This is a genomic window from Bacillus salipaludis (assembly GCF_004358205.1).
Genome location: NZ_SMYO01000025.1, coordinates 1 through 19,053, shown reverse-complemented (window position 1 = coordinate 19,053; position 19,053 = coordinate 1). Strand labels below are relative to the sequence as shown.

17 protein-coding genes and 3 pseudogenes are annotated in these 19,053 nt (G+C 41.0%); 2 read left to right on the top strand and 18 right to left on the bottom strand.

All coding sequences use genetic code 11. From position 1 onward, the window contains the following. Positions 1-92: 92 nt before the first annotated feature. The 12 genes and pseudogenes from E2K98_RS27165 to E2K98_RS27110 form a co-directional block, all read right to left on the bottom strand. Positions 93-716 (bottom strand): annotated as a pseudogene (locus E2K98_RS27165) (phosphate propanoyltransferase); the annotation flags it as partial. 19 nt (positions 717-735) lie between these two features. Further along, positions 736-1,029 (bottom strand): BMC domain-containing protein, encoded by a 294-nt coding sequence (locus tag E2K98_RS27160; RefSeq protein WP_026576647.1) that lies wholly within the window; start codon positions 1,027-1,029, stop codon positions 736-738. A gap of 15 nt (positions 1,030-1,044) precedes the next feature. Continuing rightward, complete coding sequence (locus tag E2K98_RS27155) at positions 1,045-2,568, bottom strand: aldehyde dehydrogenase family protein (RefSeq protein ID WP_133339704.1); 1,524 nt, start codon at positions 2,566-2,568, stop codon at positions 1,045-1,047. Positions 2,569-2,723: 155 nt separating this feature from the next. Next, positions 2,724-3,377, bottom strand: coding sequence for an ethanolamine utilization microcompartment protein EutL (eutL, locus tag E2K98_RS27150; protein WP_133339702.1), 654 nt, complete (start codon positions 3,375-3,377; stop codon positions 2,724-2,726). Positions 3,378-3,380: 3 nt separating this feature from the next. After that, entirely contained in the window at positions 3,381-4,349 is a 969-nt protein-coding gene (gene eutC / locus E2K98_RS27145) for an ethanolamine ammonia-lyase subunit EutC (RefSeq protein WP_133339700.1), read from the bottom strand. 12 nt (positions 4,350-4,361) lie between these two features. Beyond that, positions 4,362-5,726, bottom strand: coding sequence for an ethanolamine ammonia-lyase subunit EutB (locus tag E2K98_RS27140; RefSeq protein ID WP_133339698.1), 1,365 nt, complete (start codon positions 5,724-5,726; stop codon positions 4,362-4,364). 18 nt (positions 5,727-5,744) lie between these two features. Then, complete coding sequence (locus E2K98_RS27135; RefSeq protein WP_133339696.1) at positions 5,745-7,190, bottom strand: ethanolamine ammonia-lyase reactivating factor EutA; 1,446 nt, start codon at positions 7,188-7,190, stop codon at positions 5,745-5,747. A 136-nt stretch (positions 7,191-7,326) separates the two neighbouring features. Next, a complete protein-coding gene (locus E2K98_RS27130; RefSeq protein ID WP_133339694.1) occupies positions 7,327-7,827 on the bottom strand; it encodes a EutP/PduV family microcompartment system protein in 501 nt (166 codons plus the stop codon). Positions 7,828-7,974: 147 nt separating this feature from the next. Next, positions 7,975-8,316 (bottom strand): ethanolamine utilization microcompartment protein EutS, encoded by a 342-nt coding sequence (gene eutS / locus E2K98_RS27125; protein WP_133339692.1) that lies wholly within the window; start codon positions 8,314-8,316, stop codon positions 7,975-7,977. Positions 8,317-8,422: 106 nt separating this feature from the next. Then, the gene (locus E2K98_RS27120) at positions 8,423-8,995 is read right to left on the bottom strand and encodes an ANTAR domain-containing response regulator (protein WP_133339690.1); all 573 of its coding nucleotides are present in this window, start codon (positions 8,993-8,995) and stop codon (positions 8,423-8,425) included. Positions 8,996-8,998: 3 nt separating this feature from the next. Then, positions 8,999-10,432 carry a sensor histidine kinase gene (locus E2K98_RS27115; RefSeq protein ID WP_133339688.1) on the bottom strand — a complete coding sequence of 478 codons (1,434 nt, stop codon included), beginning with the start codon at positions 10,430-10,432 and terminating at the stop codon, positions 8,999-9,001. A 168-nt stretch (positions 10,433-10,600) separates the two neighbouring features. Beyond that, entirely contained in the window at positions 10,601-11,824 is a 1,224-nt protein-coding gene (locus tag E2K98_RS27110) for a M20 metallopeptidase family protein (RefSeq protein WP_208025432.1), read from the bottom strand. Positions 11,825-11,963: 139 nt separating this feature from the next. Between E2K98_RS27110 and E2K98_RS27105 the strand changes: the two genes are divergently transcribed. Then, positions 11,964-12,761, top strand: coding sequence for a GNAT family N-acetyltransferase (locus E2K98_RS27105; protein WP_165976400.1), 798 nt, complete (start codon positions 11,964-11,966; stop codon positions 12,759-12,761). Between the two features lie 42 nt (positions 12,762-12,803). Here E2K98_RS27105 and E2K98_RS27100 read toward each other — a convergent pair whose 3' ends face one another. Beyond that, positions 12,804-13,700, bottom strand: coding sequence for a GNAT family N-acetyltransferase (locus E2K98_RS27100; protein ID WP_133339684.1), 897 nt, complete (start codon positions 13,698-13,700; stop codon positions 12,804-12,806). A gap of 103 nt (positions 13,701-13,803) precedes the next feature. Beyond that, entirely contained in the window at positions 13,804-14,523 is a 720-nt protein-coding gene (locus E2K98_RS27095) for an NAD-dependent deacylase (RefSeq protein WP_235824945.1), read from the bottom strand. 43 nt (positions 14,524-14,566) lie between these two features. On the opposite strand from E2K98_RS27095, the pseudogene E2K98_RS31855 reads away from it, so the two are divergent. Then, a pseudogene (locus E2K98_RS31855) lies at positions 14,567-15,139 on the top strand (GNAT family N-acetyltransferase); the annotation flags it as partial. Between the two features lie 541 nt (positions 15,140-15,680). Here the strand turns inward: E2K98_RS31855 and E2K98_RS27085 are convergent. The 4 genes and pseudogenes from E2K98_RS27085 to E2K98_RS31845 all read right to left on the bottom strand — a co-directional run. Continuing rightward, positions 15,681-16,973 carry a serine hydrolase domain-containing protein gene (locus tag E2K98_RS27085; protein ID WP_308913735.1) on the bottom strand — a complete coding sequence of 431 codons (1,293 nt, stop codon included), beginning with the start codon at positions 16,971-16,973 and terminating at the stop codon, positions 15,681-15,683. 272 nt (positions 16,974-17,245) lie between these two features. Further along, positions 17,246-17,803, bottom strand: a pseudogene (locus E2K98_RS27080) (IS110 family transposase); the annotation flags it as partial. A 203-nt stretch (positions 17,804-18,006) separates the two neighbouring features. Continuing rightward, positions 18,007-18,378, bottom strand: coding sequence for a group II intron maturase-specific domain-containing protein (locus E2K98_RS31850; protein WP_133339681.1), 372 nt, complete (start codon positions 18,376-18,378; stop codon positions 18,007-18,009). Positions 18,379-18,383: 5 nt separating this feature from the next. Further along, positions 18,384-19,053 (bottom strand): reverse transcriptase domain-containing protein (locus E2K98_RS31845; RefSeq protein ID WP_133339679.1); only part of this gene is annotated, 670 nt, incomplete at its 5' end.

The window sequence follows — 19,053 nt, the reverse complement described above, 5'->3', positions numbered from 1 at the left end:
TGAAAAATAAATGCCTCTGGTTCCTGTGTTTGGACTGGTTCTTTCAAGGTCGGTAGAGGTCTTGCTGGAGGCTCTCCATCCTTAACAATTGAACCAGTTTGCCCGGTTGTAATTAACCCCGCATTGGCTTCATCCGTATCAATATGCATTTCAAGCCTGTATCTCGGCGACACCCGAATGAGTACTTTTTCAAACGAAACCGGGCGCTCCCCCTCTGTTCTGATTCGAACATATTCCCCATTTTCCACCCCGAAATGCGCAGCATCATCGGGATGCATGTGGATATGGGCCTGGGCTATGATCAGTCCTTCATTTTTATAAATACTTCCTTTCGGCCCTACCAGCGTAATCGGTGCAGAGCCCACAATATTACCCGATTCCCTGATTGGCGGGTTCACTCCGAGCTTCACCGCATCCGTTTTGCTGACCTCAACCTGGGTTAAGGAACGGGCCGGACCAAGAATGCGCACTTTTTCAATGCTTCCTCTTGGCCCGACAATGACCACCGTTTCATTTGCGGCAAATTGACCTGGCTGCGACAAATCCGCTTTTTTCGTTAATTCATACCCTTTACCAAAAAGAATCTCTAAATCAGTTTGACTTAAATGACAGTGGCGGGCAGAAACAGCCATTGGGATCGTATTCGGTCTTGAGTCCTTTTTTAACAATTGCTGAATGACTTCTTCAACAATCGTTCGAATGGCTTGTTCATTCATCAAACCCACTCCTTACTTCTTACACTTCAACATCTAATTTAGGTAAAATGCTTTCCAATTCATTGTGTGGACGTGGGATGACATGGACAGATAAAAGTTCGCCAACACGTTCTGCTGCTGCCGCACCTGCTTCTGTCGCCGCCTTTACTGCACCTACATCACCACGAACAAGAACGGTAACAAGTCCGCCGCCAACATGAACTTTCCCGATTAAATGTACGTTTGCTGCCTTCACCATTGCGTCGGCTGCTTCCACTGATGCTACCAAACCTTTTGTTTCTACCATTCCTAATGCTGTTAATTCTCTAGCCATTTTAAATTCCTCCTATTAGTTCATTTGATATTTTTTTAATACTTGGTTGACCATTTCAGAAATCACTTTTGGATCTAGTGAACCCGATACATTGACGTTGCTTAATACCTGATTCACAATCTCGTCAACATGATTGCTTGCGCCCCATTGTGGACCAGAGTTTTGGTAGGACGGCTTAGGAACATTTACTTCCTTCGTTCCATAGGCCATTCTCTTGATATTGATTAAATGGCGGGCCGTTAAATTATCAGAAGTAATATTTCCGCCAAACGAACCGCAGCCAAGTGTCAGCGATGGCATCAATTCGGTGGTTGCACCAACCGCACCTATGGACGAAAGTGTATTAACCATTAGACGTGATACCGGCATTTCTAACGCAAACTCACGGGCCACCTTGTCATCATTGGTGTGGAGCGATAAGCTATGCCCCATCCCGCCTAAATTTAAGATTTTCACACAAAGCTCTTTCGCATTTTCATAGCTTTCTGCTGTATATATCGGGAAGATCGGTGACAATTTTTCGATGGAAAAAGGGACGTCCTTCCCGATCCTTGTTTCTTCCGCAATTAAGATGGTGGTATCCACTGGAACTGAAATTCCTGCCAGTTCTGCAATCTTGATTGCGCTTTGCCCCACGATGTCAGGATTGAGCTTTCCTGGAAACGGCGAGATGACCTTTTCTAAAAGTACTTTTTCCTGCTCGTTTAAGAAGTAGGCACCGTTCTTTTTGAACTCTCTCACGGCCATCTCTTTTACATTCTGGTCGACAACAATCGCCTGTTCTGTGGCGCAAATCGTGCCATAATCAAAGGTTTTGCTTTCGACAATCATTTTGACCGACTTTTGGATATTAGCTGTTTTTTCAATATAGACCGGTACGTTTCCGGGACCAACACCGTAGGCTGGCTTACCTGAGCTGTAAGCAGCGCGGACCAAGTCTTTACCGCCGGTTGCTAAAATTAAATCAATATCGCGGTGGTGCATTAATTCGGTGGTTGCCGCCATCGTCGGCTTTGAGATCCACCCGATAATTCCGTCCGGAGCCCCCGCTTCAACCGCTGCCTCTAAACAAATTTTTAATGCAGCGACAGAGCATTTAACAGCACGTGGGTGTGGACTAAAGACGATTCCATTTCTTGTTTTTAAGGCAATTAATGCTTTAAAAATCGCACTCGACGTTGGATTCGTTGTGGGAATGATCCCGGCAATAACCCCAAAGGGATAGGCAACCTCCACGATTTTCTTTGTTCGGTCCTCGTTGATAATTCCAACTGTTTTTTCATTTTTAATGGATTCATAGACTGCCAGTGAACCCACATCGTTTTTCATTTTTTTATGTTCAACAACACCCATTCTGGTTTCTTCCACCGCCATCTGGGCTAGTTCAAGTGATTTTGCAGCAGCAGCTTCAGCGACCCGTTTGACGATTTTATCTACTTGTTCTTGTGAATACGATAAGTATTTTTGCTGTGCTTCTTTTGCTTTTTGAAGTGCATGCCGCATTTCCTGGATGGATTGAAGATCTAAATCAAATTGCACCAGGGACACTCCTTTCTCTCTTGTATTTTTAGTATAAAATTACACACATTCTCGTACAGGAATCCTTTATCAGCGAATTTCAAAGGCTTATCAGCGAATTGGTACGGTTTATCAGCGAATTCAAAGAGTTTATCAGCGAATTAAAAAAGCTTTATCTAGTACTGCCGCGGATTTCTCGCAATCTCGATAATCACATCGCGAAATGCATCGGCTGCCGCCTGACAGGCTGATTGCGAACCCGTCAACAGCCCGCCACCAAAGTTTGTTTCCGAAGGAGGACCGAAAAACTTAACCAGTTCCACATCCGCAGCCTTCAAGGCGGCATCAATTCCATACACGGCTTCAAGCGGCGGGGCAATCAAATAGGCAAGTGCCTCCCCTTGATTAATCCCAGCCTCAGCTGATAAATACGTACCCGTTCTAGCCACGACATGAGCATATAGCGCATGACTTTTTTCATCATTTAAAGTTTCAAAATAGGCATCATTTTCTGCGGTCTGGATAACCGCGTCAATGCCGCTTTTCACTTCATCAGGGCTCGGGCCGGCTAAAACGCCAATCATTTCGCCTGACAAAGGCCCTGAAGCATGCCCGGACCCTGCGTAGAAAGACCTTGCATAGACGACATCAACATCCGCCCGTTTGGTTGCTTCATCGAGAGCGGTATAACCCACATCATCAATAGTTGAGGTAAAAATCGCTAAACTCCGTTGATGCGGTTTTAACTGGAACTGTGCAGCTAAGGCAGGGTCAACATTTGGGATAATCCGGACAGCTAAAATTTCTGCATGAATTCGTTCTAAAGCCACTTTTTACCCCTCCTTATTGACCAGCGATACCCCGCTAGCTTCATATTTTAAAATTTTTTGGACAACCGTTCCGATATAAGCCCCTGCCTCAACCGGCGGGATGCCGCCCTTATGAATATTGGAAATAACCATACGGTCGGCTTCAATCGTGCCCTGGCGCGGTTCGTAGCATAAATATGCACTTAATGACTCCGCACTAACCAACCCTGGTCGCTCACCTATTAGATAAACAATTACCTTCGGTTTGAGCAGTTCCCCGACATCATCCATCGCCGCGACCCGGCCTTTTTCGATAAAAAATGGTGTACCAACATCCAGTCCTAAGCTTTGAAGTGATTGATTCAGAGAGAGATAGACATCCTCTACATTTTCCTCAACCGCTTTTGAACTCAAGCCATCAGAAACAATAATTTGCACAGTCGGCGACTTTTTACATTTTTCGTTAATTAATTGTTTGGCCTCATCCGAAAGCTTTCGGCCAAAGTCAGGTCGGCGGACATATACCTCTTTGTCAGCAACCTTTGTATTGACCTTGAATAAGGACAGGCTTTCTAAGATTTTAGGATCGACATCGCCATAGACCGCATCGACCGCTGCCGCATGGTCAAAACGAAATTTCAGCCACGTATCCGTTTTTGGCCGTAAGCCCGCGCGGCCAACCCCTATTCTCGCTGGCGTTTTACTAATGAGAAGATCCAGCTCCTCTTTGTTAAAAGGATTTTCAAGTCCAACCGGCGGCTTTGGTTCTACTGCTATTTCCTTTTCCGGCTCAGACTCGGTACAATCCGAGTTGCATTTCTCTTCAACATTATTTGAACGGTGATTCCAAAACTTTACTTCAACACTTGCCGCTGGTTCATTGGTTACCTTTGTACGAACCTCTTCCACCGTTGACTCACTGCCAACCGCAGCCTTTGTCTGCAATTTTTCAACCACCATTTTCGTTATTTGTTCCACTAACTCAGGATTCATTCCCTACACCTCCTATCGCGAAAAAATCGTTGGATCACCAGCATATTTACTTAATTTCCCGTTTTCAAAAATCCCCATTTTTTCAAGCCATGCTTCAAATTGTGGTGCCGGCCGTTTATTCAGCGTTTGTCTTAATGTCGCGACATCATGATAGCTCAAGGATTGATAGTTCAGCATACAATCATCCCCCATTGGCGCAGCGATAATAAAATTCACTCCAGCCGCTGTCAGCAGCACCCCAAGATCCTCGATGTCATTTTGATCCGCTTTAATATGGTTTGTGTAGCAAATATCTACGCCCATTGGGATCCCATGCATTTTTCCCATAAAATGATCCTCAAGACCGGCACGAATCACCTGCTTGTTGTTGTACAAATACTCAGGTCCAATAAAGCCAACTACTGTATTGACAATATACGGATCATAGTAGCGGGCAAAGCCGTAATTCCGCGATTCCAAGGTCAATTGGTCAATATTATAATGGGCTTCTGCGGATAATTCCGAGCCTTGGCCTGTTTCAAAATAGAGGCGTTGCGGCCCAGTTCCGGTTCCATACACCTTAGCCATTTCATTTGCTTCCTCTAACAGCAAAGCCGTGATCCCGAAGGAACGATTGGCTGCTTCTGTTCCGGCAATACTTTGGAAAATCATATCTGCCGGTGCCCCTTGTTGGACTGCTTTCATTTGTGCAGTCACATGGGCAAGTACACAGTTCTGTGTTGGAATTTCCCATTTTTGAATGAAGTCGTGCGTAGCATGCAATAATCGTTTTACACTTTCCACGGAATCATCCACTGGGTTAATCCCGATTACCGCATCACCGATTCCATAAGCAAGACCCTCTTTCATTGAGGCCATCATGCCCTCAACATTATCCGTCGGATGGTTCGGCTGCAGTCTTGATGCCAGAACACCTTTTTGACCGATGGTGATATTACATTTAGATAAAATTTCAATTTTATTGGCTGCATGGACTAAATCCAGATTGGACATGATTTTCGCCACGGCCGCAATCATTTCACTATTCAACCCTCTGCTGAGGCGTTTCAAATCTTCCCCAGTGGTAGTATCGTTCAGGATATATTCACGAAGCTCGGAAACGGACCAATTTTTGATGGATTGATAGGTTGGTTCGTTTATTTGCCCTTCGATTATCCTAGAAACCTCATCCTCTTCAGGGGATAGCAACGGATTTTCTCTGATATCCTGAAGCGTTAAATAGCTCAATACTTGCTTAGCTGCAATTCTTTCTTGGACGGTTTCAGCCGCAATCCCCGCTAAGCGGTCGCCGGATTTTTCTTCATTTGCTTTTGCAAATAAATCCTTTAGCGAGGAAAATTGATAAACAGTACCTAAATAGGTGGTTTTTAATTTCACAAAAAAGTCCCCCTTTCGTCATTTCTGGAATGTTAATGTTTTTATAATTACAGGAACAACATTTGTGTTTAGCACTTGGCCAATATCCAAATAGTCCCCATTTTCAACATTGATTTGATCAATACAGATGACGGATTGTGATGAATCCTTCCTCTTTAGCGTTTGCCCAAGAACCTTTGCATAGTCGCGGTCAAGAACTAGGACTAGCGGCTGTGCCGGATTCGGTTTTTGTTTCATCGCAGTGAGGATTGTGTCAGCAAATTCATCAATTTCACGAAACCTTAGATAAGGCAGCTCTGAAAAATAAACCGCAAAATTCTGCCCATCGCGTTGCGAATCATAGAGTTCAATTGCTTCTTCAATTCGTTTAGAAAATTGGTTCATTTCGATTTTAAAATCAGCTTCAAATCGGACCTGATAAACCGGTAAATTTTTTAACGGTAATTTTCCGTTATCGGCCTCGATGGTCGCCCCGCTAATTTCCGTCGTTTGCATTCCAGCACCGAGCACCGTGGCCCGGACTGTTTCCTGCGGCATAACCCAAGTCCATTCTGATAAACTGGTACTCTCCTTTAACGAAGCTGCTAACATCAGCCCGATGTCATCATATTGAGCTGTCTGTCCAGAACCGTTCTCATGCTGATAGATACATTCACTGATCCCGCCTGAGAACATAATAGCCTCTATGTCTTCTCCCCAGTTTGGTTCATGCCCCAGCAATAATGCGTGGTCTTCAAGGGTGAGTGCCCTATTTAACATTCTCGCGATAACCTCGGCCATGAAATCGGTAATCTTTTTTATTTCGATTGGATTAGAGCTTTGCCCCACTTCCATTCTGGCTCCCCATCGTTGAAGCAGGTCCTTAACTGGAGGAGAGATGCTTTGAATTTTGTTTTCCTTGAATTCAATCAATCTGCCGCCAATATGAAGTGTACAGGTTCCACAAAGCCTTCCTGATTTATAGACCGCCACATTCGCGGTACCCCCACCGATATCGATATTGGCTATAACCTTTCCCGTCTCTTTGGAATATTCATAGGCACCCGAGCCTTTTGCTGCAATAATCCCTTCTAAGTCCGGCCCTGCAGTTGCCACTAGAAACTCCCCGGCATGGTCTGATAACTGATGGAGCATTACTTCGGCATTAGACTTCGTGGCTGTTTCACCTGTGATGATCACAGCCCCCGTTTGGATGTCCTTCGGTTCAATTCCTGCTTTCTGATATTCCACTTTGACAAGGTCTTCAATTTTTTCAATATCAATGGTTGTTGGCGTCCTCAGCGGTGTCCGGTAAATCGGACTTCGATGAATAACCTGTTTATCAATGATTTCAATCCGCGGTACATGAGCCCCGCCGGCCATATTCATTAAGGTGAACCGGCTTATTACCAGCTTCGTTGTACTGGTCCCAATATCAATTCCGGCACTGATCATTTCTTCTTTCTGTGGGCCTTTATAGTTCATTCCCATCTCCCCAAAAACAAAAAGCGCCCCTTGTAAACTATCCCAATTTAGATAGTTTAAAAGAGGCGCCATTGCCGTTAAATTCATTTGTTATTCATAATATAAATTATTTTCTGGATACTGTAAAGGCTTTCATTTAAAAAATTATAAACGGAGATGGATTTTCTTCAAGATGCTGTTTCATTTCCTGTAATGAATTTAAGGTTACTAGCTTTCGAATCTCTTCGATTCCTTCATTTTTAACCGATGAGGTAATAATGATGGGTCCCTTGTTCACAATTACCTTTTTTAATAAAGAAATAGCGAGCTCCACATCTGCTTGATCTGAATCACTTTTTGTAACGATTCCGATCGGGATTTTATTGATCCCTGTACTAAATCCAGGCGGAAATACCATTTTTTTCTTGGTTGCATCCTGCAAATAGAGGACATGGGTGACTTCTAGTGCAGTTGACATAATATTTTTATAGTAGAATGGATTTTCACTGTATTCTCCCGGAGTGTCAACAATCCAATCATAATAGATTAGCGACTGTGTTTTGACAGCAGGCACTTTCCGGCCAAGTAATGCGTTGGTTAATGTCGATTTTCCCGCACCAACGGAGCCGATAAGCATCGCTCGGTTCTTTTTAGCCATGTGATGGCCTCCTTTCCTGAGAAGTTTGGCGATATCGACACTTTTTCATCGGATATCAACACAAATCCACGCGATATCGAGACTTTTTGGACGGATATCAACAAAAATTTAAAGGATATCAACACTTTTTCGAATATATCAACAAATCTACGACTTTGTGATCTTCGCCGGCGTATACATCAGCGTATCCGACAGAAACCGGTTGATTTCTGCCATCGCCATTTCTACTTCAGAAACATTGCCAACAATCACGAGGCTTCCGGTAAACCGGTCCAAAAATCCTAACTTTACATTTGCTGATTTTGTCGCTAAATCCCCGGCAATGATTACCGTCTCACTTGGTGTCAGTGTTAAAATTCCAAGGGCTCCCGCCTCTTGAATCCCCAATTTTTCAAACATATCCGGGTCTGGATTCGCAATAATATGGCTTAACGTTACCTGCTTCCCTGGGACAAACTCCTGAATAAACCGCTTTTTCTCTTCACTCACAACAATCACCTCTCCCTTTCTTAAAAAAAGAAAATGCCTAATAGATTTTATTTTTATCAAAAATAAAATCTATTAAGCACCATTGCTTGATCTATTCACTTGTAAACTAGCTTGGGTACTTCAAAATAATGTACTTTGCCACTTTTTCCATTGGCAGCTGTTTTTTCATGCTGAGGTCTCTCATCCTATTGTAAGCCGTTTCTTCCGGTAAATTCAATTGTTTCATTAAAATTCCTTTTGCTTTTTCTACCAGCTTGCGGTTTTTCAGCTCTCGATTCATTTCTTCTACTTTTTCTTTGTAAAAGTTTGCATTTTCAGCCTGCATCAAGGCAATTTCAACCGCTGGAATCAGATTTGCCTCCGAGATTGGTTTTACCAAATACCCTAAAATATTGGCCTTCTTCGCTTTCTCAATATATTCCTTTTGACTATAGGCCGTTAACAGCAAAATCGGGATATTGAATTTATTCGAAATAATCTCGCTCGCCTTCAAACCATTCAACTTTGGCATCTTAATATCCATGATGATTAAGTCGGGCTTTAGTGAATAAGCTAATTCAATGGCCTTTTCTCCATCAGCCGCTTCGGCAACAACATCATAGCCGGCATCCTTTAACATTAGCGAAACATCCAAACGGACGATGGATTCATCTTCTACTACCATAATTCGCTTTTTCATTCCTTAAACCTCCCTCGTAAAGGGAAATTCGACGGTCGCAACTGTGCCTTCACTCGTTCCCTCGATCCTAAAATGTCCCGACAAATCATGTTCAATCATCATCTTGACAATATCAAGCCCTAAAGATGGTTTCATGGTAGAGGTATAGCCAATTCCATTATCTTTTACCAGAACCATTATGGCTGAAGCCTCTTCCTCGATGACCACATGAATTTGGCCTTCATTCCTCTCCGTAAAAGCATGCTTCACACAATTTTGGATCAATTCATTGATGACAAGGGCAACCGAAACTGCTAGGTTTGATTTGATATAAAGCTTCGGTCCTGAATAATCAATCGTAATCGTTTTTCCTTCATGATCATCACTAAAGACCAGCATATTGCCGATTTTCTCTATTAAACTGACAATCTCCACATCGTCCTGGTTTTGCGAGTTAGATAAAATGATTTCATACACAGAAGCAATACTTAAAATTCTGTTGAGGCTTTCAACGAAGTGCACCTTGCTCTCCTCAGGAATTCCCCTTCTCATCTGCAAGCGCAGTAGACTTGCGACTGTTTGCAGGTTATTTTTCACGCGATGGTGAATTTCACGGATCGCCACCGTTTTAACGGTAAGCTCGCGCTCCTTTTCACGCAGCTCTGTTAAATCGCGAAAAATAATGAAGGAGCCGCTGTTTTGTTCATTTTGCACGAGCGCAATTTTTTTCATTTGAAAGACTTTATTCTGAATCGTCACTTCTTGAATCACAAGTTCATCTGAACGCAGGCAGATTTCTTCTAAGTTTGGAAAAAAAGTGGTAAAAAAATTTCCGCTCTTACACTCCATCGAACACATTTCTAACACAAGGTTCATCGCCGCAGGATTCGAATATTGAATCCGTAAATCTTGGTCAATTATGAATAAAGACTCCTCAATGACTTCCGGAATAAACGGTCGGTTTTCGGCCATTCCCAATAATAGTTCACTGAGTGTCTCATTTGCTTCTGTTAGCGCTTTCAGTTTATTTTGATTTTGAAGCTTATCGCTATTGTCCTTCTCCATAATCAACGTGCCAATAACCCGGTTATGTACACCTATAATAGGAACCACACTTTGTTCGACTTTTTTACCTTCTTGTGTAAAGGCATGATTTAGAAAAAGCGGCTTTCCTGTTCGAAAGGCATAAAAAACAGCGGGTTCAAACGTTTCATAAGCAAATTTACCGACAACCGGATTTTTATAGACCGATTTAGCCGTCGAAGGTGCCGCCTCAGCCACGACAATCGCATGCTTTTTTTCCCGCGTTTGACAGTCGATAAATACATTTGCTTGATTCAGGTCCGCAATTAACTGGAGGTTTTGAACCACTTCTTGAATCTTTCGGATCTCTTCATCTGATAGGTCTGTATGAAGCTGACATAAGGTTGCAACGGTGTTTATCTCAGTTTTAAGCATGTCTTAGCCCCAATCTTCTAATATATAAAAATATTGTATCGGGCATTTTTATTAGTGTCAATCTTCTGTTTTTTAAGGAAATGTTTCAAAAATAACAAATGACGCCCCAATCTAACTCAGGACGTCATTTAAGAAAATTGTGATGTTAAAATACGAATAAAGCCAATTCTATTTACGCTGCGCTTTCAACCATTCCATTGCAACATTTGCATGTAATGCGGCACCATATTTGAATATCTCTTCCTTTTGATGCATGCGCGGATTGTGAACAGGTGCTTCTCCCTCTTTACCCGTACCTAAAACAACAAATGCGGAAGGAACTGCCTGGGAAATATGTGAAAAATCTTCTGATCCTCCCAATGTTCCTAAATCCGTTACATAATCCACCCCGACAATTTCTTCTAATGCCGGCATAATTTCATCTACAAAATTTGGATCATTATAGGTCGTAGGTGTATGGAAATCAACGATAGTATAATTACCTCGCCATGCTTTAACAACATGGTCTATCATCTCTGGAATTCGGCCGCATAAATGATCTCTTGACTGTTGGTCATAGCTGCGCATATTCCCTTGTAAAACAGCCTTGTCCGGGATAACATTCGTAACGGTTCCTCCGCTCATCGCACCGATCGAAAAAGTAACACTTGAACTTGGGTCCACTTCGCGCGTGAATAATAAATTTAAACTTGTATACAATTGATTCATGATCATATTGGCATCAATGGTTTTATGTGGTTGTGAACTGTGACCACCATTACCTTGAACCTCAATAATATAGGTATCCATTGCTTGTGATATGGTTCCTTTATGGACAGATAATGTGCCGGCTTCCTGGTCAGGCATGATGTGAATAGCAAAAGCTGCATCAACTTTTGGATCTTCCAAGAGTCCATCTTCAATCATTAACTTAGACCCATAACCCCACTCCTCACCGGGTTGAAACATTAATTTAACTGTTCCTTGCAATTCATCTTCATGATCTTTCAATAGTTGTGCAGCGCCTAACAGCATAGCTGTATGGGAATCATGGCCGCAAGCATGCATTTTACCAGGAATTTTAGATTTAAATTCAGATTCAAATTCTTCCTCAATCGGCAAGGCATCCATATCTGCACGGAGGAGAATACATGGTTCCCCTTTACCAATTGTCGCAACTACACCTGTACATTGGAACTGTTCACCAAATCCTGCTTTCGCATATTTTTTAGTAATATCTGCTGGTACCACACCGCATGGTTTATTTTCAATCCCCATTTCGTTCAACCGTTCACGAATATATTTTTGAGTGTTTGGAAGATCAAATCCGAGTTCAGGATATTGGTGTAAATGCCGGCGATCCTTAATAATTTGTTCTTCATATCTTTTTGCTTCTTCAAAAAAATTCATCATAATCATCACTCCTATATATAATATTTTATATATAATATTATCTACTAAAATTTCATATTTTCCAAATACTTTTTTTTCAGTTGGTTCTAAAGATGGACATGAAACATATCCATAGGATGAGAAAAAAGGGGGTATGTGTATGAATTTTTCCTTGAATAATTTAACCGTTCCTGAAGTAATTAAAGCAACACAAGATAATATGATTGGACTTATGCATACCTGGGGAGGTTTATCCGAATCACTTCAAGTAATCGAAGACGAAAATTGTTTTCGAATTAAATCGCCAATTAAACACCCCTTATTTAACAATATTTTAAAAACAAAGGTTGATCAGGATGTTCATGGATATGTAGATTCAATTATAAACGATTACAAGAGTCAACAGATCCCTTTTCTTTGGCGCATCTGGGACCATGATGAACCAGATGAAATCGGGTCAGTATTGCTCGAAAATGGTGCCCAGCAAATTCCTGGTACAATCTTGATGGCAATCAACTTGGACTCCTTTCAACCACTCACACAACCTCTTCCTGAACTAACGATACAAACAATCGGTATGAAAAGAGATGCAGTAAATTTCTCTCAATGTGCCTGCACTTCATTCGGTATTCCAAAGCAATTTCTTGAGCCGATTGGTGAATTAATCCATAAAGAAGATCCCAATATCGTCAATTTTGTTGGTTATGTAGATGACACAGTAGTTTCGACTGCAACGCTTTATTACTGTAATGGATTAGCAGGAATCTACAATGTAGCCACCTTACTGGACTTCCAAGGAAAAGGCATCGGTATGGATATTATGACAGCGTTACTCTTCAAAGCGAAACATGATGGATATCATACAGCGATTCTCCATGCAACACCAGCCGGGCTGCGGCTTTACGAGAAGCTAGGATTTATAAAGTATGGGGAAATGATACAATATTTATTTACCTAAAGAAAAAAGCATTGGTTGCTTGAAAACCAATGCTTTTCCCTATTAAAGGATCAGATACATTTCATATTGTGCTAGGTTTCCTTTTTGAAAACCATGCTTTTTATAAAAACCTTCAAGTAAACTATTGTTTGAAAACCCAGTAGTCATTTTAGATAATTGGAGATTTTTACAGGCGGTTTGCAAAAGCTGTGTTGCAATACCCTGACCTCTTACATTTTTATCCACCATTAAAAAACTTATCCCGCCGTTCGAATTGATGGATAGACATCCAACTAATTCTTCGTTTAAATAGGCCGCAAAATAATGGTTATGGGTCAATTTTTCTAAGAAATCGATATCATTCTGCCAGTTAATATGGTAGGTCCATTTTTGAATATGTGTTTGAAAATCATTAAAATCCAAACTTCTTATGATGGCTTCTGATTTTGTTTCTGCCATTTTTAGCCCCGATAAATTCTGATTTGAGTAATAAACAATATCATAGATTTTTTCGTAGCCTAATTTTTTATAAAAATGAATCGCTCGGTCATTCCCAACGATTACTTCAAGAAAAAGCTGCTTACAGCCTTGTTTAACCGCCTCTTCTTTATGAAGTTCAAATAGCTGTTGGCTGATGCCATGACCCCTAAAATCAGGGTGAAGTGCTAATGTTCCACATCTCATCGTTTTAATCGTTTCATAATTTTTAATGCCGCCCAATATTACTCCAACAGGCTGTTGTTCAAAAAAAGCGATGAAGGAAGTCTCTCTTGCATTGCCTTCAGGACCAAAAAAGCGCTGGATAAAATCCGGCTCTGAATTTTCCATTTTTATTATATAATCCGAAAAACCATCTTGAAAAGCTTGGTGTATAAAATGATCCTCTACCTCAGAACATCTTTGATAGCTTATTTTCGAATTGTCTACTATAAAACTCGTTTGTTCGTTTGACAATTGCATCTATAAGACCCCCAATCTTCCATTTTGCATTTTACCTGAATATATAGTATAACCATAATAGATTTCTATGAGAAAGGTGGTTTCGCCTATTTGCAAAAATCTATTAGGTTAATTCCTTTAATACCTCGCCAATTTTCCGGTGATGAATCATCAAATCAGCTACATCATCCATTCCCGTTGGCTCCATATTGATAATGACGAGTTTTGCCTCATTCTCTTTTGCTTCTTGTGGAAAAAAGTTTGCCGGTGAGACATTTAAGGAGGAACCGAGAACAATAAACAGCTCCGCTTTCTTTGTTTCCCGTGCTGCTTGTAATAAAGATGCTTCTGGCAACCTTTCGCCAAAAAGGACAATAGATGGGCGGATGAATCCACCACATTCACAGGATAAATTTTGCTCCATAAATCTCGCAATTGGAAAAATATCTCGGCACTCTGAACAATGACAGGTTCTTAAGCTGCCATGTAATTCTACAACATTTTTACTGCCTGCTGACTGATGAAATCCATCCACATTTTGGGTAATAATCGCGTTAAGTTTCCCTTCCTGTTCCCATTGAACCAGAACATCATGCCCGATATTGGGCTTATATTTATCAATATATTCAATCCGATTTTGATAAAATTCAATAAACTCATAGCGATTATTTTGAATCGCATCAGTACTGACTAATCTCATAGGATTTTGATCCTTCCATAAACCGGATGAAGCGGAGTGAAAATCAGGTAGTCCGCTCTCCGTGGACATGCCTGCCCCTGAAAATATAACGGTATAATTCGATTCCTCCAGCCATTGTTTTAAAATTTGAATTTTATCATCCATTTTCGCTTCCCCCTTACTTTATATTTTACAAGTTTCCTATATAATGGAAATAACTAACATTAAGAAGGTGGGTTTTATGGATTTTGAGTTACCTGTTTTAGAAACAGAACGTCTCATTCTTAGAAAAGTAACGCAGGAAGATCTGGACGACATCTTTTCTTATGGTTCCATTGAAGAGGTAACCAAATATGTTACATGGAATACACACCGGTCGTTAGCAGACTCACAAGTGTTTGTTGATTTTGCATTAAATCAGTATGAGCAAAAGAAAATTGCGCCGTGGGGAATTGAATACATAGAAACGGGAAAAATGATTGGATCGATTGACTTTGTTTCCTGGCAGCAGCACCATAAGGTAGCGGAAATTGGCTATGTTCTTTCACCAAATTATTGGGGAAAGGGCATCATCACGGAGGCTGCAAAGAGAATAATTGAATATGGCTTTGAAGAAATGGATTTGGTGCGGATCCAAGCAAGATGTTATGTTCAAAACATTGGGTCTGCTCGAGTCATGGAAAAAGCAGGCATGTCTTTTGAAGGCATCATGAAGAAAGCTATGTTTATTAAAGAAAAGCACAGGGATTTAAAAATGTATGCGATTTTAAAAGAAGAATTTCTAATAAAGCATAGTTTGCACTGGCTCAGTGACCGATTCTCTGGATTTCGTGCTTTGTCGGGCACTGAGGCTGGTCTTCGGTTACCATGGACACCGTTTTTTCTTCTTCTGGGCATCGAGATTGCTCTTCAGTTACCATGGACACCGGATTTTGCTTCTTCCGGGCATCGAGATTGGTCTTCGGTTACCACGGACATCATATTTTTGCTCTTCCAAGCATCGAGATTGGTCTTCGGTTACCATGGACACCGGATTTTGCTTCTTTCGGGCATCGACATTGGTCTTCGGTTACCATGGACACCGGATTTTTACTCTGTCGGGCATCGACATTGGTCTTCGGTTACCGCGGACATCATATTTTTGCTCTTCCGGGCATCGAGATTGCTCTTCAGTTACCATGGACACCGGATTTTTACTCTGTCGGGCATCGACATTGGTCTTCGGTGACCGTTGAACCAGATTTTTTTCATGTTCGGTCACTAAGACCACATATATCATTTTGAGTATATCATCTACATCCATTTATTAACAGAAGTTACTTCTAAAATTCATTCTCTCTTACCAACATCCGCAAGCCATACATAACCGCCCACGGTTGCTTCAATTCATTGAAAAAGAAACGAAGCAGCTTTTCATTTTGAATCATAACCAAAGTATCTGGAGCACTTGCCCGTAAATGATATTTCTGCTCTTCAACAACTGCAAAAGCTTGAATTCCCTCTATTTGGATCTTCAGCCGATCTCCTTCCAATGAGGAGTAAATTCCTTGAAACTTTCGCATTTCATCTAAAGTCATTTCATATTCCGGTTCTTCACTTATCTTTTCTTCCAATGGAAGGCCTAACGCAGTATGAACCGCTGCAAGCCATAGATTCCCAGCACTGACACCGCCTACATTTGTTAATACAACTACAAATAAATTTTCTTCTGGGATAAAGCCGAAATTTGAAGACACACCCGGTTGACCGCCTCCATGTTGGACAAGGGTATATTGTTCTGCATAATTGGGAGTTACGTTCAGGGCATAGCCATAAAACGAATTTCTTCCAATTTTATGTATAGGATTCCACATTTTATTCGTATACGAGTTATTTAAATAGACATGACCGTATTTTAACAAATCGACTACATTGGAACGAATCCCTCCTCCAACTTCATAGTTTCCTAGTGTTGGCCATGCAACCTTTTCTAATCGCCCTGCCTTTTGATTGTAATCGTAGGGGATCGATACGTTTTCCATTTGAAAAAGCTCTTCAAGATAATAGGTAGACCGATTCATTTGAAATGTCTGCAGATAGGTTTCTGTCATATATTGATGGTACGGTTTACCGGAAATTTTTTCAATTATGGCACCTAATAATAGAAACATATCATTACAATAACTAAAAAATTCTCCTGGTTTCCCCAACATGTTAATCTCTAACTCTGCTAAATAGGAAAGGTGTTTGCTAAATTCAGTTAGGTACTCTTTCCGTTCAATCGGTGGGAGTCCGGTTGTATGGGAGAGTAAGTGATGGATGCTGATGCTTTCCATGTCTTTTACCTGTTTAAGGTTAAACTCAGGAAGAAATTTTTGAACCGGGTCGTCGACTGAAAGCAATCCCTTCGCTTCCATTTCCAATATCGCCATTGCGGTGAATGACTTTGTGACGGAAGCAATTCCAAAATTAGTTTCCGGTGTAACCGGTAATTGTGCTTCTAGATCACGGTATCCGAAGCCTTTTTGAAAAATGATACTATCATTTTTCATCATTCCAACTGCGGCTCCGGCAATATGTTCTTGTTTCATTTTTTCATTTATGTAGGCTTCTAATTGATTCCAGTTGTATTTCACGATTAAATCCCCCTTATATTTTAAGGATTTCGACAATCGGAGGCGGAAATCCTTTACTCGCTGGGGCTATTCAACACATTATTAGCCGATATCAACATTCTTTAGCGGGAATTATCGACACAAAACTAGAATTATCAACACTTTTTAAAGGGATATCGACAATTTGCAATTCACCCCCATTTCCTCTTAAGCATCTCAATCTCCACTTTATGACTAATCCCCTCGTCATCCGGTGTTTCTAAAATAAAAGGAATCTCCCTTAAAAGTGTCGACTTAAAGACTGTAAGAAATTCTGGAAAGTACCGATCAATCCAGTTATGGACTTGCCCTTGGACCGTTTGGAGGTCATCAGTTAAAAGATCGCGTATTTTTTTCGCCACTCGGAGTTCTGCATAAACCCCTTGTGGTATTGTAGGTTCGGCGTATCTTCCGTCTTTGACCAACTGGGCTATGACTTTAGCGTCTTTTACATCATTTTTAGTTGGTGAATTATCATCGAGTTCCTTGCTTTTCTTTACGTGCAATGGATTGACTACTACAAACTTAATCTCATTTTCCTTTAGAATATGTGCCAGGTTGAACCAATAATGCCCTGTCGGTTCCATCCCAACCACAACTTTATCCAGGCTTTGTTCTTTCTTTATTTCCCAAATCCACTTAAGAAAATGATAGAATCCCTCTTTTGTGTTTTCAAAATAACAAGGTGACCCGAACTCCATTCCTCTAAAGTCCTGGGCACGTGCCACATGCTTGAATTTAGCGATGTCGACTCCTATAATAAGTGTTTGAGAAGTAATTTGAGCAATCTTCTTATTTTGGTTATAATTCATTTTAAAGCCTCCTGGTATTTGAGTATTGTCCTTTTCGCTGGCCAGCTTCAGGACACTCTCATTCTACCAAGAGGTTATTTTTTGGTTCAAACCTCATTTTCACTCATTACAGGAATGCTGCTCCGTTAGCACAATAGAGTAGGAGGGGAAATTTAATCCCCGACCTCTCACACCACCGTACGTACGGTTCCGTATACGGCGGTTCAATCTTTTAAGTATCGTAACTCATAAAGTTGGGATATATCTTTTAATCCCCATTTTGTGAGTTTTTCTTTTGTTATCGCTTGATGCAGAATCTCACTTTTAGATATCCGCCAGTATCCCTTACGGGAGTTTGCTAATTTCATGGCATCATCATGATTAATTCCATATTTACGAAGCATCCTGTACTTTGTCCTTAGCTTTTTCCATCTCTTCCAGATGAGTTGTCTGAGTCGGTGATTTAACCATTTTTGAGTTTTTACAATGAATTTCTTCATTCGGGATATCCCGTAGTAGTTAATCCACCCTATGGTTACTTGGTTTATTTTCGTTACGATTTCTTTGAACTCACCCGGGCATTTTCGACCGGTTATTTTCCTTAGTTTATTTTTAAATCGTTGTTTTGCCGACTCACTTGGTCGGCAACCGACTTTCCCATGAGGTTATGTATATTGAACCCAAGGAATGTAGCCGAAGTTGCACCACACACTGTACTTTTCTTTTGGTTTATAACTAGTCCGAGGTCTTTCTCGATGTAGCTTGCAACGCTGTCCATTACCCTTTCGCCTGCACGTTTACTTTTGACATAGATGACGAAGTCATCCGCATATCTAATAAAACGGTGCCCTCTCTTTTCTAGTTCTCTATCCAGATTGTTCAAATAGACATTTGCTAGAATCGGGGATAACGGACCACCTTGCGGTGCTCCCTCTGTGGTTTCGATATAAATATCTTTGTCAAGAATGCCTGAACGAAGAAATTTCCAAATCAGTTTAAGGACAATTTTATCCGAAATGAACTCCTCTAAATAAGCTCTAACTCTTTGGTGATGAATTGTGTCAAAATAACTTTTCAAGTCACAGTCCACCACTACTCTGTATCCTTCTTGATAATACCGTTCGGCAAGTTTGATTGCCTGGTGGGCATTCTTGCCTTTACGAAAACCAAAGCTATTCTCAGAGAAGTATGGATCTATGATTGGTTCAATTACTTGGAGAATGGCTTGTTGTACCACTCTATCCAATACACATGGTATTCCTAGATATCTT